Source organism: Rhizobium sp. RSm-3 (assembly GCF_001854685.1).
GTDB lineage: Bacteria > Pseudomonadota > Alphaproteobacteria > Rhizobiales > Rhizobiaceae > Rhizobium > Rhizobium ecuadorense.
In genome coordinates this window covers 31,520-57,431 of record NZ_MAWZ01000035.1, presented here as the reverse complement: position 1 = coordinate 57,431, position 25,912 = coordinate 31,520, and the positions used below count along the sequence as shown (strand labels likewise).

Annotated in this window: 23 protein-coding genes and 1 tRNA gene; 6 read left to right on the top strand and 18 right to left on the bottom strand. The window is 60.8% G+C overall.

What is annotated here, in order from left to right; translation table 11 throughout:
• Nucleotides 1–15: 15 nt before the first annotated feature.
• From BBJ66_RS23155 to rpoZ, 12 genes are all read right to left on the bottom strand, one after another.
• Nucleotides 16–1,011: an aldo/keto reductase gene (locus tag BBJ66_RS23155; protein WP_071090108.1), complete on the bottom strand. Its 996-nt coding sequence runs from the start codon at nucleotides 1,009–1,011 to the stop codon at nucleotides 16–18.
• A 101-nt stretch (nucleotides 1,012–1,112) separates the two neighbouring features.
• Nucleotides 1,113–1,883 carry a DNA repair protein RecO gene (recO, locus tag BBJ66_RS23150; protein WP_049733883.1) on the bottom strand — a complete coding sequence of 257 codons (771 nt, stop codon included), beginning with the start codon at nucleotides 1,881–1,883 and terminating at the stop codon, nucleotides 1,113–1,115.
• A gap of 85 nt (nucleotides 1,884–1,968) precedes the next feature.
• On the bottom strand, nucleotides 1,969–2,454 hold the full coding sequence (locus BBJ66_RS23145) for a response regulator (RefSeq protein ID WP_071090104.1): 486 nt from the start codon (nucleotides 2,452–2,454) through the stop codon (nucleotides 1,969–1,971).
• 96 nt (nucleotides 2,455–2,550) lie between these two features.
• A complete protein-coding gene (locus BBJ66_RS23140) occupies nucleotides 2,551–3,303 on the bottom strand; it encodes a Crp/Fnr family transcriptional regulator (RefSeq protein WP_049733881.1) in 753 nt (250 codons plus the stop codon).
• Between the two features lie 311 nt (nucleotides 3,304–3,614).
• Nucleotides 3,615–4,556 (bottom strand): GTPase Era, encoded by a 942-nt coding sequence (era, locus tag BBJ66_RS23135; RefSeq protein WP_071090101.1) that lies wholly within the window; start codon nucleotides 4,554–4,556, stop codon nucleotides 3,615–3,617.
• A gap of 7 nt (nucleotides 4,557–4,563) precedes the next feature.
• Nucleotides 4,564–5,283: a ribonuclease III gene (gene rnc, locus BBJ66_RS23130; protein WP_049733879.1), complete on the bottom strand. Its 720-nt coding sequence runs from the start codon at nucleotides 5,281–5,283 to the stop codon at nucleotides 4,564–4,566.
• Nucleotides 5,280–6,023 carry a signal peptidase I gene (gene lepB, locus BBJ66_RS23125; protein ID WP_049733878.1) on the bottom strand — a complete coding sequence of 248 codons (744 nt, stop codon included), beginning with the start codon at nucleotides 6,021–6,023 and terminating at the stop codon, nucleotides 5,280–5,282. Before lepB ends, rnc begins: the two co-directional genes overlap by 4 nt.
• Before the next feature lie 134 nt (nucleotides 6,024–6,157).
• Nucleotides 6,158–6,562 (bottom strand): holo-ACP synthase, encoded by a 405-nt coding sequence (acpS, locus tag BBJ66_RS23120; RefSeq protein ID WP_071090098.1) that lies wholly within the window; start codon nucleotides 6,560–6,562, stop codon nucleotides 6,158–6,160.
• A gap of 38 nt (nucleotides 6,563–6,600) precedes the next feature.
• Nucleotides 6,601–7,191 carry a DUF2062 domain-containing protein gene (locus BBJ66_RS23115; protein WP_071090095.1) on the bottom strand — a complete coding sequence of 197 codons (591 nt, stop codon included), beginning with the start codon at nucleotides 7,189–7,191 and terminating at the stop codon, nucleotides 6,601–6,603.
• A gap of 157 nt (nucleotides 7,192–7,348) precedes the next feature.
• Complete coding sequence (locus BBJ66_RS23110; RefSeq protein WP_071090092.1) at nucleotides 7,349–7,498, bottom strand: DUF3563 family protein; 150 nt, start codon at nucleotides 7,496–7,498, stop codon at nucleotides 7,349–7,351.
• A 193-nt stretch (nucleotides 7,499–7,691) separates the two neighbouring features.
• Nucleotides 7,692–9,926: a RelA/SpoT family protein gene (locus BBJ66_RS23105; protein ID WP_071090089.1), complete on the bottom strand. Its 2,235-nt coding sequence runs from the start codon at nucleotides 9,924–9,926 to the stop codon at nucleotides 7,692–7,694.
• A 171-nt stretch (nucleotides 9,927–10,097) separates the two neighbouring features.
• The gene (gene rpoZ / locus BBJ66_RS23100; RefSeq protein WP_003574261.1) at nucleotides 10,098–10,502 is read right to left on the bottom strand and encodes a DNA-directed RNA polymerase subunit omega; all 405 of its coding nucleotides are present in this window, start codon (nucleotides 10,500–10,502) and stop codon (nucleotides 10,098–10,100) included.
• Between the two features lie 296 nt (nucleotides 10,503–10,798).
• Here rpoZ and BBJ66_RS23095 point away from each other — a divergent pair, with 296 nt between their 5' ends.
• A complete protein-coding gene (locus BBJ66_RS23095; RefSeq protein WP_049733874.1) occupies nucleotides 10,799–11,383 on the top strand; it encodes a LabA-like NYN domain-containing protein in 585 nt (194 codons plus the stop codon).
• 34 nt (nucleotides 11,384–11,417) lie between these two features.
• On the opposite strand, the gene smpB is transcribed toward BBJ66_RS23095, so the two are convergent.
• Both smpB and dapA read right to left on the bottom strand, forming a co-directional pair.
• Nucleotides 11,418–11,897 carry an SsrA-binding protein SmpB gene (gene smpB / locus BBJ66_RS23090; protein WP_012557117.1) on the bottom strand — a complete coding sequence of 160 codons (480 nt, stop codon included), beginning with the start codon at nucleotides 11,895–11,897 and terminating at the stop codon, nucleotides 11,418–11,420.
• 95 nt (nucleotides 11,898–11,992) lie between these two features.
• Complete coding sequence (gene dapA / locus BBJ66_RS23085) at nucleotides 11,993–12,877, bottom strand: 4-hydroxy-tetrahydrodipicolinate synthase (RefSeq protein WP_049733873.1); 885 nt, start codon at nucleotides 12,875–12,877, stop codon at nucleotides 11,993–11,995.
• A 212-nt stretch (nucleotides 12,878–13,089) separates the two neighbouring features.
• Here dapA and BBJ66_RS23080 point away from each other — a divergent pair, with 212 nt between their 5' ends.
• On the top strand, nucleotides 13,090–15,165 hold the full coding sequence (locus BBJ66_RS23080; RefSeq protein ID WP_071090086.1) for a lytic transglycosylase domain-containing protein: 2,076 nt from the start codon (nucleotides 13,090–13,092) through the stop codon (nucleotides 15,163–15,165).
• Between the two features lie 64 nt (nucleotides 15,166–15,229).
• Nucleotides 15,230–16,126 (top strand): alpha/beta fold hydrolase, encoded by an 897-nt coding sequence (locus BBJ66_RS23075; RefSeq protein WP_071090083.1) that lies wholly within the window; start codon nucleotides 15,230–15,232, stop codon nucleotides 16,124–16,126.
• Nucleotides 16,127–16,329: 203 nt separating this feature from the next.
• Here the strand turns inward: BBJ66_RS23075 and BBJ66_RS23070 are convergent, their stop codons facing one another.
• From BBJ66_RS23070 to BBJ66_RS23055, 4 genes are all read right to left on the bottom strand, one after another.
• Nucleotides 16,330–17,352 carry a porin gene (locus BBJ66_RS23070; RefSeq protein WP_064837861.1) on the bottom strand — a complete coding sequence of 341 codons (1,023 nt, stop codon included), beginning with the start codon at nucleotides 17,350–17,352 and terminating at the stop codon, nucleotides 16,330–16,332.
• Between the two features lie 587 nt (nucleotides 17,353–17,939).
• Nucleotides 17,940–18,030 (bottom strand) — tRNA-Ser (locus tag BBJ66_RS23065).
• Between the two features lie 235 nt (nucleotides 18,031–18,265).
• On the bottom strand, nucleotides 18,266–19,483 hold the full coding sequence (locus tag BBJ66_RS23060) for an NAD(P)/FAD-dependent oxidoreductase (RefSeq protein ID WP_071090081.1): 1,218 nt from the start codon (nucleotides 19,481–19,483) through the stop codon (nucleotides 18,266–18,268).
• Between the two features lie 87 nt (nucleotides 19,484–19,570).
• A complete protein-coding gene (locus BBJ66_RS23055) occupies nucleotides 19,571–20,686 on the bottom strand; it encodes a Gfo/Idh/MocA family protein (RefSeq protein ID WP_071090078.1) in 1,116 nt (371 codons plus the stop codon).
• A gap of 206 nt (nucleotides 20,687–20,892) precedes the next feature.
• On the opposite strand from BBJ66_RS23055, the gene BBJ66_RS23050 reads away from it, so the two are divergent.
• The 3 genes from BBJ66_RS23050 to iolD all read left to right on the top strand — a co-directional run bounded on the left by BBJ66_RS23050 (nucleotide 20,893) and on the right by iolD (nucleotide 25,849).
• A complete protein-coding gene (locus tag BBJ66_RS23050) occupies nucleotides 20,893–21,768 on the top strand; it encodes a MurR/RpiR family transcriptional regulator (RefSeq protein ID WP_071090075.1) in 876 nt (291 codons plus the stop codon).
• A gap of 93 nt (nucleotides 21,769–21,861) precedes the next feature.
• Nucleotides 21,862–23,796, top strand: a complete 1,935-nt coding sequence (locus tag BBJ66_RS23045; protein ID WP_071090072.1) for a bifunctional 5-dehydro-2-deoxygluconokinase/5-dehydro-2-deoxyphosphogluconate aldolase — start codon at nucleotides 21,862–21,864, stop codon at nucleotides 23,794–23,796.
• A 202-nt stretch (nucleotides 23,797–23,998) separates the two neighbouring features.
• Nucleotides 23,999–25,849 carry a 3D-(3,5/4)-trihydroxycyclohexane-1,2-dione acylhydrolase (decyclizing) gene (gene iolD / locus BBJ66_RS23040; protein WP_071090069.1) on the top strand — a complete coding sequence of 617 codons (1,851 nt, stop codon included), beginning with the start codon at nucleotides 23,999–24,001 and terminating at the stop codon, nucleotides 25,847–25,849.
• The last annotated feature ends 63 nt before the right edge of the window (nucleotides 25,850–25,912 follow it).

The following is a 25,912-nucleotide window of genomic DNA, read 5'->3' as shown; positions in this document are numbered from 1 at the left end:
CGCCGGCCCCGCCCCTCACACGCGATCGAGCGCCACGTCGATCTCCGCCATGACATCAGCCGATAACGGCCCTTTCTCCAGCGCCCCGGCATTTTCCTCCACCTGCGCGACGGTGCGGAAGCCTGGAATGGGGAAGGTGCGCGGCGACTTTGCCCATAGCCAGGCGAGAGCGCCTTGCGTCAGCGTGCGGCCACCTGAGCTCAGGAGATCGCGGACGGCATCGAGCCTTGCGGCAAATTCCGGGGCCATGCGGCCGTCCTTGAAATAGACCATCCAGTCGAGCGCCGCGCCGCGTACATCCTTGGCGCCCACCGCCTTATCGGCGGTGAACTTGCCGGTCAAAAGCCCCATGGCCAGCGGACCGCGATTGATCGAGATCAGGCCTTTCCCCTCGATCACCGCGATCATCTCGGGCACCGGCTCGAAGACGTTCATCGTATGCTGCACGGAGACATAGCCCTGGCGGCCGGCATGGCGGACGGCGCGGTCGGGAAAATCGGTACTCCAGCCGAACGCATCAATCTTGCCTTCGGCACGCAGCGCCTCCAGCGTATCGAAGACGGCATCCGATTGTTCCAGCGGAAAATCATTGAGATGGAATTGCAGGAGATCGAGGCGGTCGCGCTTGAGGCGGCGCAGCGAGGTTTCGACCGAACGGCGGATGAAGGCCCCGTCGGCGAAGGCACCGGTTGCCTGCTTGGTTTGCGGGTCGGTGGCGAAGCCGAACTTGGTGGCAACGACAATATCATCACGATTGCCGATCGCCCGGCCGAGCACCTCTTCGGAATGGCCGGCGCCGTAATTCGAGGCCGTGTCGAAGAAGCGGATGCCGAGTTCGATGGCGCGGCCGATCGCTTCGACGGATTCATTATCGTCGACCTCCCCCCAGCCGAGCGGCGTGTCGCCGGCGTAGAAAGGACCGCCGATCGCCCAGCATCCCATGCCGAGACGCGGAATTTCGCGGCCGTTCCAGAGGGTGATCGTCGTCGGGGATGCGGTCTTGGTCAGCATGATATCCTCCTTGGCTGGCAATCCTCCAAGACATAGGAAGGGCTCGTGAGTGGGTAAACCGCCAAATCCGGAGGATGTTTTGCACCGGTAAAAAACCGAGATCAGGCAGAAATATCATTCGGGCCGGAAAGCGTCCGCAAGGCGGGATTGAGCGCCTTGAGCGCCGCCTGAACGAAGCCGTCGCGGGCTGCCGCGGCCTCGATGCCGCGCGGTTCATAGACGTGGCGATGCAGAAAGAACCCCGTCAGACGGAATGCAGCCGCGAGACTATCGAAGTCGGCCGCATAGTTGCCTTCGACACCGAGAAACGGCGGCAGTAGCAACATCTTGTCCGCCCAGGGGGCACCGGCGCTGCGGCTGACGGCGCGGCCGGATTTCGGCGAGACGTAGACGAGATCGGAACGGGCGCCAGTCGCGGCGCATTCGGCCAGATCGAGGCCGAAGCCGAGATCGTTCAGCACTGCAAGTTCGAAACGCACGAAGAGTTCGCCGGCATCGGCCGGGTTGTGCAGGTGATCAAGGATAACCTCCAGCGCATCGAAGAGGTGCGGATGCGGGTCACGCTCGGGCAGCAGCCGCAGCAGCGCGCCCATCGCCTGAACGCCGTAGACGGCGGTCGCCGTTTCCATCAGGCGGGCGGCGCGCAACGTCACCGGCTCGACGCGGAATTCGCCGAGATGTTCGTCCAACCTGGCGCGCCAGATGACCTCTACGGCATTGCCGGCCTGCAGCACCGGCTGCATGGCGCGCGACCGGCCGGAGCGCACCAGGCCGAGATGGCGACCGCGGTCACGCGTCATCACCTCGGCGATGACGCTCGTCTCGCCGTGGCGCTTGACGCCCAGGATGATCGCATGGTCCTGCCACTGCATCGAAAGAAATCCTTACGGCCGACGAATCCACTCTAGAGCATAACCCCGAAAATCGGAAAGGTCTGGCTGCTATTGATGGACCGGATCAGGCGACAGCCGGGAAAAGCCTCAGCAGGAATTCACGCATCGCCGTCTCGTCGAAAGGCTTCACCAGAAGCGGAATGTGCTGCAAGTCCGGGGGGAAATCGCCGGTATCGGAATAGCCGCTGACGAAGCCGAAGGGAATGCTAAGGTCGAGAAGATGACGGGCAAATCCGAAGCTCATGCCCTCGCCGAGATTGACGTCGAGAAGGGCGCAATCATATGTCTCCGCAACGATGGCAGCCCTCGCCTGCTCCACGCTGCCGACGATATCGATATTCTCGACGCTGGCCAGGCGCAGCATATCCTCCGCCTCCATCGCGATGATCAGACTGTCTTCAAGAACCAGAACACGGATTGCGCTCATGATTCCCTGCCCTCCGTCGGGCAACTGTCGCAGCGCCCCGGCCGTTTCGCCAACATCATTGCCCTCCGGTGCCCCGCATGGCACGCTATCGGTGAATTCCGCCACCATGTCTGAATAAACCATTTTGCCCGGCCTATAAGAATCAAATCGGAGGAAGATGACGGCCGACCTTATTTTCTCAAATGCTAATGCGCATTTAAAAAAGACATAAGAGCGAGGCTAGATGAAGGGCCGTTTGCCCTCTCCGAGCCCTTCCCAACCGGAAATGGCCAGCAATTCCTCGCCGTTCAGCACCTCGCAGCCGCGCTCCTGCCAGCGGATCAATCCGCGTTCACCGAGCTTTTTCAGGGTCTTGTTGGTGTGGACGATGGAAAGGCCGAGCGTGTCGGCAATGTGCTGCTGGGTGATCGGGATGAATTTGCGGCCGTTGAAGAGACCAAGTTGCCTGCCGCGCTCGAAGAGGAAAGCCAGCAGGTAGGCTGCTCTTTCCAGCGCCGTTCGGCGGCCGATGCTCAACAGATGCTCATCCAGAATGCGCTCCTCGCGCGCGGCGATCCAGGTGATGTCGAAGGCGAGAGAGGGGTGCTTGTTATAGAGCGTCATCAGCCGGTCGCGCTCGAAGACGCAGAGGGAAACCGGTGACAGCGCTTCGACGGAATGCTGCATCTCGCCGGCGATGGTTCCTTGCAGGCCGATCAGATCGCCCGGCATGATATAATTCAGAATCTGGCGGCGTCCATCCTCCAGCATCTTGTAGCGAAAGCCCCAGCCGGAAAGCACCGTGAAGAGATGAGCGCTATGTGCGCCCTCGACAAGGATAGTGGAGCCGGCATCGACGGCAAGTTCACCCCTCTTGAAATGGGAGACGAATTCCAGCTCATCGCGGCTGAACTCCCTGAAATGCGGCAACGGCCGCAAAGGACATTGCTCACAAGGAGTCTTGAAAGAGTGGATGCGTTTCGACGTTGCCATACCTGCCCTCGCGGTCATGCAAACCGGCCGCCCCTCATCGACGCACCGTCGAGCAAGAAATGCGCAAAGGCATGGGTTCGTTCCGCAACGAAGCTGGTTTTTTCCAAGGAAACAAAGGGCTGGCGCTTACCCGATGAAATTCTTGCCACGCCTAAAGCGCGTCGCGATCTTTCAGATTCGCTTCTCGCGCTTTAGCTCTTTGTTTGCGCGCATGTCGTTGCCGCAAAACCGCTCCACACTTTTGCACGACATGCTTTGTTGGTGCGCATGTCGGTGCCGCAAAACCGCTCCACACTTTTGCGCGACATGCTTTATTTCGGGAAATCGAGACCCATTTCGCGGAACCGCTCGGGATCGTCACCCCAATTCTCGCGAACCTTGACGAACAGGAAGAGATGGACCGGCTGCTCGAGGATCTCCGACAATTCCTTGCGGGACGCCGTCGAGATCGCCTTGATGGTTTCACCACCCTTGCCGAGCGCGATCTTCTTCTGGCTGTCGCGCTCGAGATAGATCACCTGCTCGATACGCACCGAGCCGTCCTTGCGCTCTTCCCATTTTTCCGTTTCGACATGCGAGGCGTAGGGAAGCTCCTGGTGCAGCCGCAGGAACAGCTTCTCGCGGGTGATTTCGGCAGCGAGCTGGCGCATCGGCAGATCGGAGATCTGGTCTTCCGGATAGTACCACGGCCCCTCGGGAAGTGTGGCGGCGAGATATTCCATGACATCGTCGCAGCCTGAGCCGTTTTCGGCCGATATCATGAAGGTGCGTTCGAAAGCGATCTTCTCGTTGGCGGCGGCCGCGAGTGCCAGCAGATCCTCGCGGTTGACGCGGTCGATCTTGTTGAGCAGCAGGATCTTCGGTTGCCGAACCTCCTTGAGGCCTTCGAGGATGGCTTCGGCATCGCCGCGCAGGCCGCGCTCGCTGTCGATCAGCAGCACGATCAGATCGGCATCCTTGGCGCCGCCCCAGGCCGAGGTCACCATGGCGCGGTCGAGCCGGCGGCGCGGCTTGAAGATACCGGGTGTATCCATGAAGACGATCTGGGCGTTGTCGTGGATCGCGATGCCGCGGACGATGGCGCGCGTCGTCTGCACCTTATGGCTAACGATTGAGACCTTGGCGCCGACAAGGCGGTTCACCAGCGTCGACTTGCCGGCGTTGGTCGGCCCGATCAGCGCGACGAAGCCCGAATGTGTCGGACCATGGGTTTCTGCAGCAGCTTCGGCCGCGATATCTTCTTCTTGTGTCATTGTCCCGTCAGTTTCCGGCAGACGATTGCTGCCAAATGCCTTCGCGCTCAAGCATCTTCGTCGCCGCAACCTGTTCGGCGGCGCGCTTCGACCGCTCTACGCCGGTTTCCGGCTTTATGCCAGCAACTTCCACCGTCACCTTGAAGCGCGGATCATGATCCGGTCCGCTGCGTTCATCAACCCGGTAGTTGGGCGTGACGCCGAATTTCGCGTGCGACCATTCCTGCAGCTCGGTCTTGGCGTCGCGCTTGGCGCCATCGGCCCGGACCGCCCTGCCCTGCCAGTAGCGCAGGATGAAGCGGCGGGCCACTTCGAGGCCGCCGTCGAGATAGATCGCGGCGATCAGGCTTTCGACGACGTCGGCACGCACGTTCATCATGCGCTTGCCGGTCAATTTCTTCACGTCGGCGCCGGTGCGGATATAGAGGTGAAGATTGAGTTCGTCGGCGACCGCAGCGCAAGTTTCGGCGCTGACCAGTTGGTTGAGGCGAACCGAGAGTTCGCCCTCCCCCGCCGCGCCGAAGGTGCGGAACAGAAGCTCGGCGATGCAGAGCCCAAGCACCCTGTCGCCGAGGAATTCCAGCCGTTCGTAATTGCCGCCCTTCTCAGTGCGGGCGCTGGCATGGGTCAGCGCCCGATCCAAGCGTTCCTCTTCGGCGAAGTCATGACCGATCAGGCCTTCAAGCTTTGCGCGGTCGGCCGCAGAAAGCGTCGGCGCCTTGCTCATTCAACAACCTTGAAGAGGCGATCCCAACGCATGTTCGTCGGCCACTTCCAGATTTCGCGGAAGGAGGTGTCGTTGCCGAGCGAGAAGAAGATGACGCTGGCGCGGCCGACAAGATTTTCGGCCGGCACGAAGCCGACGTCGAAGCGGCTGTCGGCCGAGTTGTCGCGGTTGTCGCCTACCATGAAATAGTGGTCTTCCGGCACGATGAACTCGCGGGTGTTATCACCGCGCGATGCCGGAGACGAATCGAGTGTGTCATAGGTCTTGCCGTTGTCGAGCGTCTCGCGGAACACCGGCACATCCGCGCCCGGATCGAGCTTGTAATCCGAGGTGAAGGCGCCGTCCGGCACCTTCGGTACCGGCTTGCCGTTGACGTAGAGAACGCCCTCCTTCATCTGAATGCGGTCGCCCGGCAAGCCGATGCAGCGCTTGATGTAATCGATGTCAGGGTTCGGCGGGAAGCGGAAAACGACGATATCGCCGCGCTTCGGAGCGGAGCCGAAAATGCGGCCGCTGAAGATATCAGGCGATAAGGGCAGCGAATATTTCGAATAACCATAGGCGAACTTATTGACGAAGATGTAGTCGCCGACGAGCAGCGTCGGCATCATCGAACCGGACGGGATGGTAAAGGGCTGGAACAGCACCGTTCGGATCACCATCGCCAAAATCAGCGCCTGGATGATGACTTTGATATTTTCCCAGAGGGCGTTCGGCTTGGCTTCGACTTTTTCGGACACGCAGTCTTATTCCTTCAAGACGCCGCGGCGGCGCAATTCTTCTGTCGTTCTCTCTAGCGGCTTCGGCCGATTGCGGCAATGGCGACAACGTCAAAAGCGACGAGAGGTCGCGATCAACGCTCCCGAGGTTCCGATCAGAGGCTCTCGGGTAACGCCTCGATAATCACGAAGGCCTGCGCCAAGGGATAATCATCCGTTATTGTCAAATGAATGGCGGGCCTATGGCCCGCGGGCAGCATCGATTCGAGGATCAGGGCGGCAGCACCCGACAAAACCATGGTCGGCTTGCCGCTCGGCAGGTTGACGACGCCCATATCCTTCCAGAAGACGCCCTGGGCGATGCCGGTGCCGAGCGCCTTGGAACAGGCCTCCTTGGCGGCGAAACGCTTGGCATAGGAGGCTCCACGATTTGCCCGGCGGTCGGAACGCGCGCGCTCGATCTCGGTGAAGCAGCGATGGGTAAAGCGCTCGCCGAAGCGCTCGATGGATTTCTCGACCCGGCGAATGTCGATCAGATCGCTGCCAATGCCGATGATCATGCCGGAACCTTCCGTCGCTTAGGATTTCTTGACCGGGTTCATACGCTCGGCATTTCGCCGGCCGGGCCGGCCAGACGCAGTCGCGCCCGCTCCAGCAGCCGTGTGTGGCGGCGCGTCTGAAAACCCTTCACGGTGTAGAATGTCAGTGCGTAAAGCGCAACGGAGGTGACGATTGCCGGCGGAATGGCGCCGACGAGCATCGGCTCCAGCACAGGCCTCCATAATTCAGTGAAGTTCAGCTTATGAAAGAGGGCTGCGAGATCAACCGTCTGACCGGCCAGCTGATCCTCACGACTCAACAGCAGATGCCCGATCTCCCAGGTGATGCCCCAGATGAAGGGATAGGTCAGCGGATTGCCGAAGGCCGCGCAACCGAGGGCGGCGGCCACCATGCTGCCGGAGAGGAAATAGGTGATGACGAAGGCCATGACGAAATGCACGCCGATGAAGGGCGTCCACGAGACGAAGACGCCCGCAGCGACGCCGGCCGCAACCGCGTGCGGCGAAGCGCTCAGGCGCAGGATGCGCATTGTCAGGTAACGGAGCGGGCGAAGGAAACCTTTGCGGGGCCATAGAAGCTCTCGCATCTTTTCCTTGAATCCCGCAGGCTTGCGACGGCGAAACAACATGGCCGGTATTTAGTGCAGCGCACATGACCATGACAAGAGCGGCAAATGATACCGCGGAAAAAACATCTCATCCTCTCAGCAGAGAGGAGCTTTTTCATACCGAGGGGCGTCCGTCATGCATAACGTCCCTCACTCGTCTCAAGTATTAAATTCAGTATCAGCGCGTGCGGAACAGACCGCGGTCGACCTGGCGCTGACGAAACTCGAGATCGATACGATCGAGCGAGCCATTGAGATAGGCCATTTCACGTTCCTGCGTGGTCGGAGCGCGGAAGGCGCGAGCGATTTTCCTGATAGGATCAAACATTGTCTTGTCTCATCTTCTGTTTGCGTTTCGATGACCAGAAGATAGGCCCGGCACGGGTTAATTACTACAGCCGCAACATGGAGACAGCCATGCGCGCAGTGCATGGCGTGCCTTTTTGGCGAACTAATTCGATCGTAAAGCGATCATAAAATGTGCAATTTTGCACTGAACCGTCTGAGGGCTTAACAAAAGCTTACTCGTAGAGCCGCCGGACCGTAGCAATGCAATCCAGTTCCTTCATCTGGGCGAGCAGTTGATTGAGCTGACGCAGGTCCCAGACCTCCACCTCGAGCATCATTTCGGTGAAATCCGCCGCGACCCGCACCGTATTCAGCAAACGGATATTGACGTCGAGGCCCGCAACCGTCTGGGCGACCTTGGCAAGCGTGCCGGGCTCATTCAACCCGTTCACCATGATGCGCGCCATGAAACGCGACTTGTTGGCTTCGTCGAGATCCCAGCGGACATCGATCCAGCGGTCGGGCTGATCGTCGAAGCGCTGCAGGCTCGGCGACTGGATCGGGTAGATGGTGATGCCCTTGCCCTGGTCCATAATGCCGACGATGCGATCGCCGGGCACGGCGCCGGTTGAGGCGAACTTGACGTCGACATTGCCGGAGAGGCCGCGGATCGGCCCGATATCGGCGTCAGTGTCGGCTTCCGAAGGACCGCCATCGACCCCTGCCTTGGTCTTGCCGGGGATCTTGAAGATCATGCCGGCCGCACTGCGGACGTTGAACCAGCCGTCGTCGCCGGAGGGCCTCACGGTGACGCGCTCATCCTGATGGTCGGGATAGACCGCGCGCAGGACGTCGAGCGAAGACATCTCGCCGCGCCCGACGGCAGCGATCGCGTCCTCGACCTCCTTCTGACCGAGGCGGTGCAGCGCTGGCTTCATCGCCTCGCGGGAGAAAATCTTTCCGGCCCTGTCGAAGGTGCGCTCAAGAATGCGGTGGCCGAGACCGGCATATTGCTTGCGGATCGCCATGCGGGTGGCGCGGCGGATGGCGGCGCGCGCCTTGCCGGTAACGACGATCTCCTCCCAGGCGGCCGGCGGGACCTGCACGCCGGAGCGGATGATCTCGACCTCGTCGCCATTGGCAAGCCGTGTCACCAGCGGCATGATGCGGCCGTTGATCTTGGCGCCCACGGTGGTGTCGCCGATATTGGTGTGCACCGCATAGGCGAAATCGATCGGAGTGGCGCCGCGCGGCAGAGCAATCAGCTTGCCCTTCGGCGTGAAACAGAAGACCTGGTCCTGGAAGAGCTCGAGCTTGGTGTGCTCGAGGAATTCTTCCGGACTGTCGCCTTCGGCCAGCGCCTCGATCGTGTGGCGCAGCCACGAATAGGCATTGGATTCGCGCGAGAGGATGTCGCCGTCGGCATTGGTGGCGCCGTCCTTATAGAGTGTATGGGCAGCAATGCCGAATTCGGCGATCTCATGCATGCGCTTGGTGCGGATCTGCAGCTCGATGCGCTGGCTGGAGGGGCCGACGATCGTGGTGTGCAGCGAGCGGTAATCGTTTTGCTTCGGCGTCGAAATATAGTCCTTGAAACGGCCGGGCACGACGCGCCAGCGGGTATGGACGATGCCGAGCGCCCGATAGCAGGACGGAATGTCCTCGACGATCAAACGGAAACCGTAGACATCGGAAAGCTGCTCGAAGGAAAGCGACTTCGACTGCATCTTGCGGAAGACCGAATAGGGCTTCTTCTGCCGGCCCTTGACATAGGCGCTCGTCAGGCCGCTTGCGACCAGCAGGTCACGCAGCTCGGCCTCGATCTTCTTGACGATGCCCTCGTTGCGCTTCGAAAGCTCCTCCAGCCTTTTGGTGACGGTGTCGTAGGCTTCCGGGTTCATATGCATGAAGGAAAGCTCTTCGAGCTCCTCGCGCATATCCTGCATGCCCATGCGACCGGCAAGCGGCGCATAGATTTCCATCGTCTCCTCGGAGATTCGGGCCCGCTTGTCGGCCGACATATGATCGAGAGTGCGCATGTTGTGCAGGCGATCGGCAAGCTTGACGAGCAGCACGCGCACATCGTCGGAAATGGCGAGCAGCAGCTTGCGCAGGTTTTCCGCCTGCTTGGCCTTCTTGGTGACAAGATCGAGTTTCTTGATCTTGGTCAGGCCCTCGACCAGGCGGCCGATATCCTCGCCGAAGAGTTCGTCGATCTCGGCGCGCGTCGCCGTGGTATCCTCGATCGTATCGTGCAGCAGCGCGACCGCGATCGTCGATTCATCGAGGTGCATGTCGGTGAGGATCGCGGCGACTTCGAGCGGATGCGAAATATAGGGATCGCCGCTCGCCCGCTTTTGCTGGCCATGCTTCTGCATGGCGTAGACATAGGCTTTGTTCAGCAGTGCTTCATTGGCATCGGGCTTGTATTGCTGAACCCGCTCCACGAGCTCGTACTGCCGCATCATTCCAAAGCCACTCCGGTAAAAATAAAAGCGCGCCAATCAACGATTGGCGCACACATGGGCAATAATATGCCTAAGCAATAAAGGCGCAAGATTGACGATTGGTAATCATCGCTCTTTCGCATCGCATGAAACTTTTCCCCGTTCGCATACGACCGGGATCAGTCTGCGCGCTTAGTAGTCGTCGCTCTTTTCCGGCGGCACCAGGCCCTCGATGCCGGCAAGCAGCTCCTCTTCCGACATCTGGTCGAAAGTGATCGTTTCAGGCAGATCGTCCTGCTCTTCGCTGTCGGCTGCGGCGACACCGCCGGCGGCGATCATGCTGGCCGGATCGGGCTCGGGCTCGTCGACTTCGACATGCTTCTGCAGCGAATGGATCAGATCTTCCTTGAGGTCATCGGGCGAAAGCGTCTCGTCGGCAATTTCGCGCAGGGCGACGACCGGGTTCTTGTCGTTGTCGCGATCGATAGTGATCGAGGCGCCCTGGGAAATCAGCCGGGCGCGGTGGCTGGCGAGCAGAACCAGCTCGAAGCGGTTCTCCACCTTGTCGATGCAATCTTCAACTGTGACACGGGCCATTGCCTGTCCTTTACGGTCGTCATTTCGGGATTAGCACGCCCGATACAATTAAAACCGGGCAAATACAAGTTTTTCATTCCAGCTCCCCTCGTCTTTATCCGCGGCTGAACTAAATTTCCATGGAGAATGTCACAATTCCACCTATGGTTGCTTGGAATATGCCGAATCGTGCCCTAAATCTTTCATATATGAATAATTGTTAAAGTATGGATCAGAGCAAAATCAAAGCACAACATATTGATTTTATTGAATTTTTGTCCTGCAGATTTCGATTGCTCTCATTGGATTGGTAAGCGATGTTTGACCCACGCGAAAAAATTGCACTCTTCATTGACGGCGCCAACCTTTACGCTGCATCCAAGAGCCTCGGTTTCGACATAGATTACCGCAAGCTCTTGAAAGCATTCCAGAAACGCGGCTATCTCCTGCGCGCCTACTATTACACCGCGCTGATCGAGGATCAGGAATATTCGTCGATCCGGCCGCTGATCGACTGGCTCGACTATAATGGCTACAAGGTCGTCACCAAGCCCGCCAAGGAATTCACAGATTCCATGGGACGCCGAAAGATCAAGGGCAACATGGACATCGAGCTTGCGATCGACGCCATGGAACAGTCCGAAACGGTCGATCATCTCGTCATCTTCTCGGGCGACGGCGACTTCACCAACCTGGTCGAGGCGCTACAGCGCAGAGGCCGCAAGGTCTCGGTGATCTCGACGATGGCGACGCAGCCGCCGATGATCGCCGACGACCTGCGACGCCAGGCCGACCACTTCATCGATCTCTTGTCCTTGAAGGCCGAAATCGGTCGCGACCCTGCGGAACGGGCGCCGCGCCAGGTCGAAGTCGTCGCCCCGGCCAGCGACTTCCAAGAATGATCCGGAAACGGCAATTACTGCCCAAGCGGCGTGGTCAGCCGTTATCCTTCAGCAGGCGGCTCTTTTGCCGGTTCCAATCGCGTTCCTTCTCGGACTCGCGCTTGTCATGCAGTTTCTTGCCCTTGGCGAGCGCCAGTTCCATCTTCGCCCGACCGCGGTCGTTGAAATAGATCTTCAGCGGGATCAGCGTCATGCCCTCGCGGTTGACGGCAGAGCGCAGGCGATGGATTTCACGGCCCGACAAAAGCAGCTTGCGGCGCCGGCGCGGTTCGTGATTGAAGCGGTTCGCCTGCAGATATTCCGGCAGGTAGGAGTTGATCAGCCAGATCTCGCCGCCCTCATCCGACGCATAGGATTCGGCGATATTGGCCTTGCCCTCACGCAGCGATTTGACCTCCGTGCCCATCAGCACGAGACCGGCCTCGTAGGTATCGATGATTTCGTAGTTGAAGCGGGCCTTGCGGTTTTCGGCCACGACCTTGTTCACCACGCGCTGGCTGCCTTTGGGGGCCATAACAATATCCCTTCGAGATGCGCGACAAGCCGCGCCCTCATTGCTTGCCCTCTATGTAGGGGAACGACCCGGCCTTGTGAAGACGGCCGGTCTCCTCAGTTCAGCAGCCCGGCATGGCGTAGCGCCGCGTCGATCGCCGCTTCCGTTGCAGGCTCCAGCGTCGACAGCAGCGGCGAGCGGACGTTGCGGCTCATGCGGCCGAGCTTGGAGAGCCCGTATTTGGCGCCGCAAAGACCGGGCTCCAGGAAGATCGCCTTGTGCAACGGCATCAGCCGATCCTGATATTCCAGCGCGCTGGCATAGTCGCCTTTCAGCGTCGCCGCCTGGAAATCGGCGCAGAGGCGCGGGGCGACATTGGCCGTGACCGAAATACAGCCGACGCCGCCATGGGCGTTGAAGCCGAGCGCCGTCGCGTCCTCGCCGGACAATTGCCGGAAATCCTTGCCGCAGGTGATGCGCTGTTCGGAGACGCGCTCGATCTTGCCCGTCGCATCCTTGACGCCGACGATATTGCCATGCGCCTTGGCAAGCGCACCCATCGTTTCCGGCGTCATGTCGACCACCGAGCGGCCCGGGATATTGTAGATATAGATCGGCAGATCGACGGCCTCGGCAATCGCTGAGAAATGCGCGATCAAGCCTTTCTGGGTCGGCTTGTTGTAATAAGGAGTGACGACCAGAACGGCGTCGGCGCCGACCTTTTCGGCATGCTGGGCAAGCTCGATCGCCTCACCTGTATTGTTCGAGCCGGCGCCGGCCATGACGGGAACGCGTTTTGCAGCGACCTCGATGCACAGTTCCACGACCCGCTTGTGCTCGGCATGCGACAGCGTCGGGGATTCGCCCGTCGTGCCGACAGGAACGAGACCACTGCTGCCTTCCCTGATCTGCCAGTCGACATGCGCGGCGAAGCTGTCTTCGTCGATCAGTCCGGCATCGGTGAAGGGGGTGACGAGGGCGGGAATGGACCCATTGAACATGCAAAGCTCCTCACGACCAAATCCTTGCTTCGGCCGCATTCCATGAATATTTTGCGCACCATAGAGCGCCGAAATCATCGCGACAAGCGCGTAGAGTTCGGTTTAGGGCAAATTCCGATAGCAGATGTGAATGAATTTTACCTGGTACGGTAAGGTTTCGTTAAGATGCCTCTAGCCAAATGGCAGGGCGTGTTTTCGTTGCGAGATCCCGGATGAAGAAAGCTGTCCTGATTCTGTCCGCCTTCGGCTTCATTGCCGCCGCGTGGAGCAGTGTAGCGTCGCCGCTTCCGGGCGAGAGCACGCCCGTGCCCGGCGTCAAGCCGCTCGGCTTCATTCCCGAAACAGCCATACCGGAATCGCTCACAACAGGCGCCATTCCGCGCAATCCGGCAATCGCGCCTGTTAACAGCGACCTGAAAGCCGGCCTCGATGCGCTTTCCGACAAGGACCCACGGCTGGCACTGTCGATCCGCGACAATATGCCCGACGGTACGCTTGATCGCCATATCCTCACCTGGGCGATCGCCGTTTCCGGCTTGAAGGGCGTTCCCTCCTATGAAATCGCCAGCGCTGCGCAGGAGCTCAAGAGCTGGCCGGGCCTTTCGCGGCTGCGCGCCTATTCCGAACGCGCGCTCTATGACGAAAACCCCGCTCCATCCGCCGTGCTTGCCGCCTTCGGCGATACCGCGCCCGAGACGATGCAGGGCGCCGTCATCCTCGGCCGGGCATTGGTTGCAACCGGCAAGCAGGCGCAGGCGGCAAAATATATCCGTAAGGTCTGGCGCGGAGAGGCTCTCGACAAAGCGACCGAGGACAAGATCCTCATCGAATTCTCAGCGCTGTTGACGCCGGCCGACCATAAGGCGCGGATGGACTATCTGATGTATCGCGGCCGGGTGGCGCAGGCCAAGCGCTTCGGCGACATGGGCCAGGCGCAGTCGCTCTACAAGGCCTGGGCTGCCGTCGACGCCAAAGCCGGCAATGCCGGCGCGCTGCTCGACGCCGTCGATGCCAGATGGCGCAGCGATGCGGGCCTGCTGTTTGCGCGGATCGAATATCTGCGCAAGCAGGACAAATATGCCGAGGCGGCAGCACTGCTGGAGCAGATGCCGCCCGAGCGCAGCGAGCTCGTCAATTCCGGCGAGTGGTGGAACGAGCAGCGCATCGTCAGCCGTGGTCTCGTCGACCAGGGACAGTTCAAGCCTGCCTATCGCATCGTCGCAAACTACGCCGCAACGAGCCCGACCGATATCGTCGAGGCTGAATTCCATGCCGGATGGTATGCGCTGCGCGGCCTGCAGGACCCGACGACTGCGGAAAAACACTTCCGCAAGATTCTGCAGACATCGAACGGGCCGATCTCGGTTTCACGCGCCTGGTATTGGCTGGGACGAGCAGCGGAGGCCGGCGGCCCTGGCACATCCAGCGAATTCTATGCGAAGGCTGCGACTTTTCCCGGCACCTTCTACGGCCAGCTCGCGGCGGAACGGCTGGGGCGAAAGACACTGAACGTGACTTATCCCTCGCCGAGCACGGCCGACCGGCAACGCTTCCAAGCCCGCGAAGCCGTGCAGGCGATCGCCCGGCTGGAGGCCGCCGGCCATGGATGGCGGGCCGACATTCTCTATCTCGCGCTCGCCGATCAGTTGCAGAGCCCCGGCGAACTGGCTGTGCTTGCGGCACAGGCCGAGCAATCCGGCGATCATCATCTGTCGCTGCAGATCGGCAAGACCGCCTATGGACGCGGCATCGATGTCGCAGCGCTCGCCTTTCCGGTCGGCGTCATCCCGGCGAACGCCAATATTTCAGGCTCCGGCAAGGCGCTCGCCTATGCCATCGCCCGGCAGGAAAGCGCCTTCAACCCGGCCGCCGTTTCAGCGGCGAACGCACGCGGCCTGCTGCAGCTTCTGCCGGGGACGGCCCAGGCGGTGGCCAAGCGCCACAACATCACCTATTCGAAAGACAAGCTGACGGCCGATGCCGGCTATAACGCGACCCTTGGCGCGCATTATCTCGGCGAACAGATCGACGCCTTCGGCGGCTCCTATATCCTCACCTTCATCGCCTATAATGCCGGGCCGAAGCGGGTACCGGAATGGATCGGCCGCTACGGCGATCCGCGCGGCAGATCGATCGACGAGATCGTCGACTGGATCGAGCGCATCCCCTTCCCCGAAACCCGCAACTACGTGCAGCGGGTGATGGAGAATTACGAGGTCTACAAGGCCCGCCTTGGCCAGCCCACCGATATCGAACGTGACCTCATCGGCGGACGCAGCGCCTCCTGAAGCCGTTTGGCGCGGCTCGAAAAGCAGGCTACATCTTCGGGATCAACAACTCTCGAGGGATGCGATGCCGGATACGGATACAAGCGGTTTCCAGGAGCGATTTTACACATCTCCCGATGGGCTGACGCTTTATGCCCGCGACTATCGGCCGGGCGAGACGGCGACCGCGGGACGGCTGCCGGTCATCTGCCTGCCCGGTCTGACCCGCAATACGCGGGATTTTCATCCGCTGGCGTTGCTTCTCTCCCGGGACATGACAGCACCGCGCCGGGTCATCGCACTCGATTCGCGCGGGCGGGGAAACTCGGCCTGGGATGAGAACAAGGCGAACTACAATCTGGCCGTCGAGGCCGGCGACGTCGTTACCGCCTGCGCGGCCCTCGGCGTCGAGCGGGCGATCTTCATCGGCACGTCCCGAGGTGGGCTGATCCTGCATCTGATCGCGGCGACACGGCCGGATCTTCTCGAGGCCGTCATCCTTAACGATATCGGACCCGTGGTCGAGGCCGAAGGGCTGGCAAGGATCCGCGATTATCTCAACAACGGCAGAAGGCCTGAGGACTGGACCACTGCGGCCGATATATTGAAGGAAAATCACGGCGCGTCGTTTACCGCGCTGGAGGAGGAAGACTGGCGCGAGATGGCGCTTGCCCTTTATCGCGACGTCGGCGGAAGACCGGTCGCCGATTTCGATCCGGCGATCGCAGAGGCGCTGAAATCGGTCGATCTCAGCCAGCCGCTACCCGATCTCTGGGCGCAATTCGAAAGGTTGAACCGGTTTCCGCTGATGCTGATCCGCGGCGAAAATTCGTCTCTGCTCTCAAAGCAGATTGCCGACGAAATGGCCCGCCGGCATCCACGCTTGATCCTGCATGCTGCCGAAGGACAAGGGCACGCGCCGCTTCTACATCACAGCGATATCCCCACAGCCATTCGAGCTTTTCTCGCCTCTTGCCGATAAAAGGCGCCGCCTCAATTTGATTCAGGCGATGCGCTTTCGCCCCTTGCATTTATGGATTTCGTTATCCCGGAACCGCTGCCCATTTCCGGGCGATATGCATTGGCCTCATGGAAGCCGGCGAGCTGGCAGACGGTGCGATCCCTCAATGCAAAAAAGCCCGGCTCGAGAGCCGGGCTTTCCTGATTGACCGAAGTCAGATCAGATTAGAACGAGCGCTGCAGGCGGAAGTAGCCCGTCGTGGAGTCGTCGCCATCATCCGGATCGAGGTACTGAACCGAAGCCTTGGCGTAGAAGTTGTCGACGATCTGGTAATCAACCGTCAGACCGACCTTCCAAGCATCGCCGAGACCGTCGAAGTCATCCGGAACAGCCTTGCCACCGCCGAAGTAGTTGCCGTAGTACTGAACGGCCGGGGTGATCTTCAGCTTGTCGGTTGCCTTGATGGCGTATTCGGCAGCAACAGCCCACTCAGCCGAAGAGTAGTAGGAGTTCGGGCCGGTGGAGTATACGCCAGCGAGGCCGAGCGTGCCGGGACCGATGTCAACCGTACCCATTGCACGGATAGCGCCGTCGTCATTGTCGACGTCGTAGCCGGCAGTAACCTGGTAGCTGAATGCACCGGCCTTGCCGCCGAGACCAACGGCGACGCCAACGTTGTTGGCTTCTTCGCCAGCCTTGTAAACGCCGTCTTCCAGTTCATCAACGCTGATGCCAGCGTAGAAATCGGAGGTTTCGTACTGATAACGGATGGAGTTATGCAGCGTTACGACAGAACCGATATCGTCGGTTTCGCCGGAGAGGCCGTCGTCCCACCAGCTGTAGAACAGACCAGCGCGGAAGCCGGCGATGTCAAGGTAAGCGGAGTCGAGCTTGGAGGTCTGGTCGGTGGCATTGTCAGCATTGAACTGCATGACGATAACGCCGGTCAGCGGACCATACTCGGTGTCGCTCTTGGCCGTGAACTGAACCTGACCGCGGGTAACGGCATCCCAGTCCGAATCACCGCCGACGTCTTCGCCAACGTTAACCTGGAAACGGATGTAGCCGTTGATCTTGAGGCAGGTTTCGGTGCCCGGGATGTAGAAGTAGCCGGTGCCGTAAGCGTCGCAGACGCGGACGTATTCAACCGGTTCCGGCTCGGCAGCAACGATAGCGTCAGCAGCCTGAGCACCGGAAACTACTGCGAGAGCAGCAGCGGAGCCGAGAAGAAGGCTCTTGATGTTCATAAATGACCTCCAATTCAAAGTTTCGTTCGGGTTTGGGATCTTTCGCTGAGCAGCGTTCCCTGCCCCATTCCCGTGTTGCAAGAAGTGGACGATCAGTCGCCCTTGCTTCCGACGCTGAAAATACAAGACGGAAGCCGTCACGCAATCACCAACTTACTCGGATGGGGGGTTTCAGGAAGCCTTCCCGACTTCCTGTTGCTCAAAGGACACAAGTCGGGCAGCCGGCCCTGATTTCCTTTATGCTTTGTTAAGAAAACCTTGGTTTTGCGGCAGCTTAGGTCGGACCAACAGTGATCTGGACATGAGCTGCGCAACATATTTGGAACGCTTTTTTGACGAAATCCTGATGCCGGACGAGATATCGCCACTGCGGCAAGCGTAACCAGACATGCACGGATTCGGTTTCGTTGCGTGTCGGGGCATGCAAGCGGGCGATGATTCCCCGCTGGCGATTCTCACTCTCGAGGCGGAGCGATTCTCTTATTGCGCGATCGCAAGGCATGACCGCCCAGCGATCACGAGACATTAAGTCGCCTAAGCGGAAATGGCTTTCCGCGTGAATTGAACTGAGCTAGGAAAAATCAAGATGGCGGAGAAGATGGGATTCGAACCCACGATACGCTTTTGACGTATACTCCCTTAGCAGGGGAGCGCCTTCGACCACTCGGCCACCTCTCCGGTGCGGCCTAACTATGGTGACCGGTCTGTGAATGCAAGGGTTTTTTCAGGTTTCACCAGAAGAAATGCAGTGAGCGGTATTTCAGCCGGTTGCGCAAACCGACCGCATTTCCCGGCGCGATCAGCGGATTTTGATCGCGCTTCGTTCCCTTCGACGACGAAGCGGAGTTTTGCCGCCCGGAGTCGACAGGATTGGCGTTGCCGCCGGCGATTCTGCGACGGGTGGGTGTCCGGCTCAGCCGAGCAGGCGCTTGAGATCGGCGGAAAAGTCGGCGAGAATCGATCTGTCGGGGTTGATCCCGGATTCCAGCAGCTTTTTGCCGGTTACATAGGCTTTGGCGTCGTTGATGGCATCGACGGCAATCAGCAGGCCTTCCCTGAAATACCAGATAGAATGGGCCCCTTCGCGGGCGCCGGGGCGCAGCAGCGTTTCGTCGTAACCGAGATTGAAGCCGGCGATCTGCAGCTTGACATCATACTGATCGGACCAGAACCACGGCTTCGGATCATACGGCTCGCTGCCGCCGGCAATGACGGCTGCCGCCGCTTCGGCCTGGTCAACGGCGTTCTGCACCGATTCGAGCCTGATGCGGCCACCCTGCCAGGGAAGGGCGGCGCAATCGCCGGCGGCAAAGATCGCCGGATCGGAGGTGCGAGCGAATTCGTCGACGACAATGCCGTTGGCGACGTCGAGGCCGGCTTCCTTGGCGAGCTGGTCATTCGGCACGACGCCGATGCCGACGACGGCAAAGTCGATGTCGATGACCGATCCGTCGGAAAGCGCGGCGCCAGTGACGCGGCCATCCTTGCCGACCAGATGCTTGAGCCCTGTTTTCTCGCGGATCACCACGTCGTGGGACTGATGGATCCCGCGCATGATGTCGGCGGTCTCCTTCGCCGCGACGCGCTGCAGGATGCGGTCGGCCATCTCGATGACGGTGACCTCAAGGCCGCGGTAGCGGGCAACGGCTGCCGCCTCGAGGCCGATATAACCGCCGCCGATGATGAGGACACGGCGACCAGGGCGCATTTCGTCGGCGAGCAGATCGGCATCGCGCTTGTCGCGGGCGACATAGACGCCGTCGAGATCGCCGCCGATTGCGGCCGGCAGCCGGCGCGGCGTCGAGCCGGTGGCGAGCGCCAGCGTACCATAGTCGAGAACGGAGCCGTCCTGCAGCAGAACCTGCTTGCTGTCCGGCTTGATCTGCTCGGCCCAGGTGGAGAGGCGAAGGTCGACGTCATTGTCGCCGTACCAGTGCTCGTCGCGGAACAGCAAACGGTCGAAGGTCATTTCGCCGAGCAGGTATTTCTTCGAAAGCGGCGGGCGCTGATAGGGCGCGACGTCTTCTGCGCCGATAAGGGTGATCGGGCGCGTGTCCTTCAAGGCACGCAGCTTAGCCGCCAATGCGAAACCAGCCTGCCCCGCGCCGATGATCACCAGTCTATCCGTCACGATCTCACTCCTGAAACGAGGCCCGACACTCATGCCAAGGCCTACCCCCTGCCCTATGCGCCGTCAACGGAAAGCGGCTTCTTACCTTCAGCCGATCTCGATCCAGCGACGCTCGTGGAAGGACTGTGCCATGGCATGCACCGACTTCTCTATCCTGAGACCGTCTTTAAATGTCACGATCGACGACGGCTCGCCCGATATTGCCCGGATCAGCTCGCGGCATTCGATGATCTTCAGATCGTTGAAGCCGAGGCCGTGGCCGGGCGCCGGGATGAAACGATCATAAGGCCGATGGGCCGGTGCCGCCAGTATCTTGCGGAAACCTTGTTCGGAGCCGCGACCCTCGGCCTGATAAAGTTCGAATTCGTTCATCCGCTCCTGATCGTAGACGATCGAGCCCTTCGAACCGTAAATCTGCAGAGCGATGCGGCCCTTTCGGCCCCAGGCGGCGCGATTGGCCATCAACACGGCGGAGACGCCGCCGCCAAGCCGCATCAGCACATTGGCGGCATCGTGATTTTCGACGGCGCGGCGGCCGCCTTCGCGCAGCGGGCGGTCGGCATAGGGCTTCACCATGTCCGTTATGACGGCTTCGACATGGCCGAAGAGATACCAGAGCAGCGACAGCGGGTGCACGGCGAAATCGTCGAGCGCGCCGTAGCCGGCGGACAGCTCGCTCTTCCAATAGAAGAAGACATCGGGATCGGCCATGAAATCCTCGTCCATCTCGACACGGATATGGTTGATCGTGCCGATGGCGCCCTCACTGATCAGCATCTTGATGTGCCGCATGACGGGATTCTGGATATAGTTATAGCCAAGGGCGGCAACCTTGCCGGAACGTTCCGCCGTTTCCAGCATGCGCTCGGCGTCGGCATAGGCCGGCGCCATCGGCTTTTCGCACCAGACGTGTTTGCCGGCTTCAAGCGCTGCAATCGCCATATCGGCATGAAATTGGTTGGGTGTGGTGACGGAGACGATGTCGACCTCGGGGTCGGCGATCAGCGCCCGCCAGTCGGCCGTCGCCTTCTCGAAGCCGAACTCGCCGGCCCGCGCCTGAGCCAGCCCGGCATTGGTTTCGGCAAGATGGACGAGACGCGGACGCTCGACGTCGCCGAATACCGTCTTCACCGCATTCCAGGCCAGCGCATGGCACTTGCCCATATAGCCGGTGCCGATCAAACCGATGCCGAGTGCCTTCATTTCCGTCTCCTCCGAAGCTGTGCGGGGATTTTTGGAATATTTGGATCATTTTGACAAGAGACCCATCCACGGTCATCGGGACGATTTTTCGCAAGAACTGTCTAAATCCCTTGATTTACAGGCGATTAAAAACAATTAGGCGCGCAGTTTGAAATCGTCTATGCTCCGCAATATGGAATATTTGTTTCATCTCGTGAGCCGAAAGCATGGATAACGATCCCCAGAGGCAGGCGCGTGTGCCGCGCGATTTCGAAAGCCTGCGCAGCACCATCATCGAGCGCAAGGCGAGCATGCCGAAGCGGCTGGCGCAGGTTGCCGCCTTCGCGCTCGGTAATCCCGACGAGATCGCCTTCGGCACGACGGCGAGCATCGCGGCCGCCTCCGACGTCCAGCCTTCGACGCTGGTGCGCCTGGCGCACCATCTGGGTTACGAAGGCTTTTCCGACCTGCAGAGCATCTTCCGCGAAAGATTGCGCGACCGGACGCTGAGCTATGAAGAGCGGCTCGTCACGCTGGAGCAGGCGAGCGGCGACGACGAGGACGCCAATCTGCTCTCCGGCTTCATCGCCGCGGCCAGCCAGTCGGTCAACCGGCTGGCGGCGACGGTGCAGAGCGATACGTTCACCAAAGCCGTGGATATCCTTGCCGCCGCCGAGACGATCTATCTGATCGCCAAACGGCGGTCTTATCCGCTGACGGCCCACATGACCTATGCTTTTTCCAAACTCGCCATCCGCCACCAGATCGTCGCCTCGCCGAACGGCGTCGATCCTGAAATGGTGCAGTTCGCAACACCGAAGGATGCGGCGATCGCCGCGAGCTTCTCGCCCTATGCGGCCGACAGTCTCAGCCAGAGCCAGGAGCTTGCCGACCGCGGCGTCCCTGTCATTGCGATCACCGATTCGGCCTTCTCGCCGCTTGCCGCCTGCGCCACGCACTGGTTCGAGGTGGCAGAAGCCGATTTCGCCGGCTTCCGTTCGCTTTCGGCCTCGATGGCGCTCACCATGGCACTGCCGGTGGCGATCGCCGAACGGCGGCGCAAGCGTCAGCATCCAAAAGCTGGAAAAGCGAAAATGGAATAAACATTCCGAATTGACAAAATAACGGAACCGATGTTTCATTATTCACAAATTCGCAGGCACTGAAAGCCGCGCAAAATCTAGCGGGAGGACATCATGGTACAATCGAATCCGAGCTCACAGCCGGAGCCGGCGCTTGATGTAATCACAATCGGCCGCTCCTCGGTCGATCTTTACGGCCAGCAGATCGGTTCGCGATTGGAGGATATCGCCTCCTTCGCCAAATCCGTCGGCGGCTGCCCGGCCAATATCGCCATCGGCACGGCGCGACTCGGCCTCAAATCCGGCCTCATCACCCGCGTCGGCGACGAGCAGATGGGGCGTTTCATCCGCGAGCAGTCGGCGCGCGAAGGTGTGGCAACAGACGGGATCGTCACTGACAAGGAGCGTCTGACGGCGCTGGTGCTGCTTGCGGTCGAGGCCGAGGGCGTGTCGCCGATGATCTTCTATCGCTCCGACTGCGCCGACATGGCGCTCGATGAAGGCGATATCGACGAGAATTTCATCAAATCGTCACGCGCCGTCCTGGTTTCCGGCACGCATTTTTCGAGGCCGAATACCGAGGCCGCGCAACGCAAGGCGATCCGCATCGCCAAGGCGAACGGCCGCAAGGTGATCTTCGACATCGACTACCGGCCGAACCTCTGGGGCCTTGCCGGCCACGCGGAAGGCTTCGAGCGCTACGTGAAATCCGACCGGGTCTCCTCGAAGATGAAGGAGACGCTGCCGGATTGCGATCTCATCGTCGGCACCGAAGAGGAAATCCTGATCGCTTCCGGCGCCGACGACGTGCTCGGCGCGCTGAAGGAGATTCGCCGCCTGTCGCCGGCGACGATCGTGCTCAAGCGCGGCGCCATGGGCTGCATCGTCTATGACGGGCCGATCGCCGACGACCTCGAAGCCGGCATCGTCGGCGAGGGTTTCCCGATCGAAGTCTTCAACGTGCTCGGCGCCGGCGATGCCTTCATGTCCGGCTTCCTGCGCGGCTTCCTGCGCGACGAGCCGCTGAAGACCTGCGCCACCTGGGCCAATGCCTGCGGCGCCTTCGCCGTTTCCCGCCTGCTGTGTTCGCCGGAATATCCAACCTGGGCGGAACTCGATTTCTTCCTGAAGACCGGCAGCCAGCATCGGGCGCTGCGCAAGGACGAGGCGATCAACCATATCCACTGGGCATCGACCCGGCGCGGCGACATTCCGCTGCTGATGGCGCTGGCGATCGACCACCGTTCGCAGCTGGTCAGCGTCGCCGACGAACTCGGCATCGGCCATGAGAAGATCGTCGCCTTCAAGCGGCTGGCGGTCTCGGCGGCGGCGCGGGTTTCGAACGGCCGCGACGGCTACGGCATGCTGATCGACGAACGTTTCGGCCGCGACGCCTTCTTCGACGCGGCGACGAAGAATTTCTCCTGGATCGGCCGGCCGGTGGAACTGCCGGGTTCGAAGCCGCTGCGCTTCGAATTCAGCCAGGATATCGGCTCGCAGCTGGTGGAATGGCCGCTCGGCCATTGCATCAAGTGCCTGTGCTTCTATCATCCCGACGATCCGGCCGAATTGAAGAGCGAGCAGCAGGAGAAGCTACGCACGCTGTTCGAAGCGGCCCGCAAGGTCGGGCGAGAGCTGCTGGTGGAGATCATCGCCGGCAAGAACGGGCCGCTTAGCGACGATACGATCGCGATCGCGCTGGAAGAGCTCTATGCGCTCGGCATCAAGCCGGACTGGTGGAAGCTGGAGCCGCAGGCATCGAGCGAAGCCTGGAAGAAGATCGATGCGGTGATCGCCAAAAATGATCCATGGTGCCGCGGTATCGTGCTGCTCGGGCTCGAGGCGCCCGCCGAGGAGCTGATATCCTGCTTCGAGGCGACGCTGGCCGCCCCTTCCGTGAAGGGCTTTGCCGTTGGCCGGACGATCTTTGCCGATGCAGCGCGCGCCTGGCTTTCGGGCAGCATGAATGACGAGGAGGCGATCGCAGACATGGCCGGCCGTTTCCGGCAATTGACGGAAGCCTGGCTGAAGACGCGTGGGCTTCAGTAGGATATAAATTAGACCCCTCCCCAACCCCTCCCCACAAGGGGGAGGGACTTAAGTTGAGGCATCGCTTTACGCCACAAACGAGCTGTCTTGCGGACGCAAGGTTGCGGTGAAATGCGGCGAGCCCCACGAGTTAGCCCCTCCCCCTTGTGGGGAGGGGTTGGGGAGGGGAAACCAACGAGAGCGAAGATTGCGGGAGGCCCCGATGGGCAAGACGATTCGGTTGACGATGGCGCAGGCCGTCGCGCATTTCCTCAAAAAGCAGATGACTGTTGTCGACGGCAAGAAGGTGCCGATCTTCGGCGGTGTCTGGGCGATCTTCGGCCACGGCAACGTCGCCGGCATTGGCGAGGCGCTTTATCAGGTACGTGGCGAACTGACGACCTATCGCGCCCACAACGAACAGGGCATGGCGCATGCCGCCATCGCCTATGCCAAGGCGAATTTCCGCACGCGCTTCATGGCCTGCACCACCTCGATCGGTCCCGGCGCGCTGAACATGGTGACCGCCGCCGGTGTCGCGCATGTCAACCGCATTCCCGTTCTCTTCCTGCCGGGCGACGTCTTCGCCAATCGCGCACCGGATCCGGTGCTGCAGCAGATCGAGGATTTCGGCGACGGCACGGTATCGGCCAATGACGCCTTCCGTCCGGTTTCGCGCTATTTCGACCGGATCACCCGGCCCGAGCAGATCATTTCGGCGCTGAAGCGTGCCATGCAGGTACTGACCGACCCGCTGGATTGCGGCCCGGTGACCTTGTCGCTCTGCCAGGACGTTCAGGCGGAGGCCTATGACTATCCGGAAAGCCTGTTCGATGAAAAAATCTGGGCGACCCGCCGGCCGCAGCCGGATGCGGACGAGTTGGCCAATGCCATCGCGTTGATCAAGGCGTCGCAGAAGCCGGTGATCGTCGCCGGCGGCGGCGTGCTGTATTCGCAGGCGACGAAGGAGCTGACCGCTTTTGCCGAGACCCACGCCATTCCCGTCGTCGTCACCCAGGCCGGCAAGTCGTCGATCAACGAGACCCACCCGCTGGCGCTCGGCTCGGTCGGCGTCACCGGCACGTCGGCGGCGAATGCGATCGCTGAGGAGACGGATCTGGTCATCGCCGTCGGCACGCGCTGCCAGGATTTCACCACCGGCTCCTGGGCGCTGTTCAAGAACGACAGCCTCAAAATGATCGGGCTCAACATCGCCGCCTATGACGCGGTGAAGCATGACAGCCATCCTGTTGTGGCCGATGCCCGCGAAGGGCTGAAGGCGCTTACGGCGGGCCTTTCCGGCTGGAAGGCGCCGGCAGCACTGGCCGAGAAGGCCGCGGCCGAGAAGAAGATCTGGATGGAAGCTGCCGCCAAGGCCATGGCGACGACCAATGCCGCCCTTCCCTCCGACGCCCAGGTGATCGGCGCGGTGGCGCGCACCATCGGCGGCGAAAATACGACGGTTCTCTGCGCCGCCGGCGGTCTTCCCGGCGAATTGCATAAGCTCTGGCCGGCGACGGCGCCAGGCAGCTATCACATGGAATATGGCTTTTCCTGCATGGGCTACGAGATCGCCGGCGGGCTCGGCGCCAAGATGGCGCATCCCGAACGCGAGGTCGTCGTCATGGTCGGCGACGGTTCCTACATGATGATGAACTCCGAGATCGCCACCTCGGTCATGCTCGGCCTCAAGCTCAACATCGTCGTGCTCGACAATCGCGGCTATGGCTGCATCAACCGATTGCAGATGGGAACCGGCGGCGCCAACTTCAACAATCTGCTCAAGGACTCCTATCACGAGGTGATGCCGGAAATCGATTTCCGTGCGCATGCCGAAAGCATGGGGGCCATCGCCGTCAAGGTCAGCTCGATCGCCGAGCTCGAGCAGGCGATCGCCGATTCGAAGAAGAACGACCGCACCTCGGTCTTCCTCATCGACACCGATCCGCTGATCACAACGGAAGCCGGCGGCCACTGGTGGGATGTCGCGGTGCCGGAGGTCAGCCCGCGCGAACAGGTCAACGAAGCGCGCAAGGGTTACGTCGAAGCGCGCGCTGCCCAGCGCATCGGCTGATTCGACTGCTGTCATTTTTCCGGAGGAGCGACCCACTCTTCCGCACTATTTTTAAGGAGACTA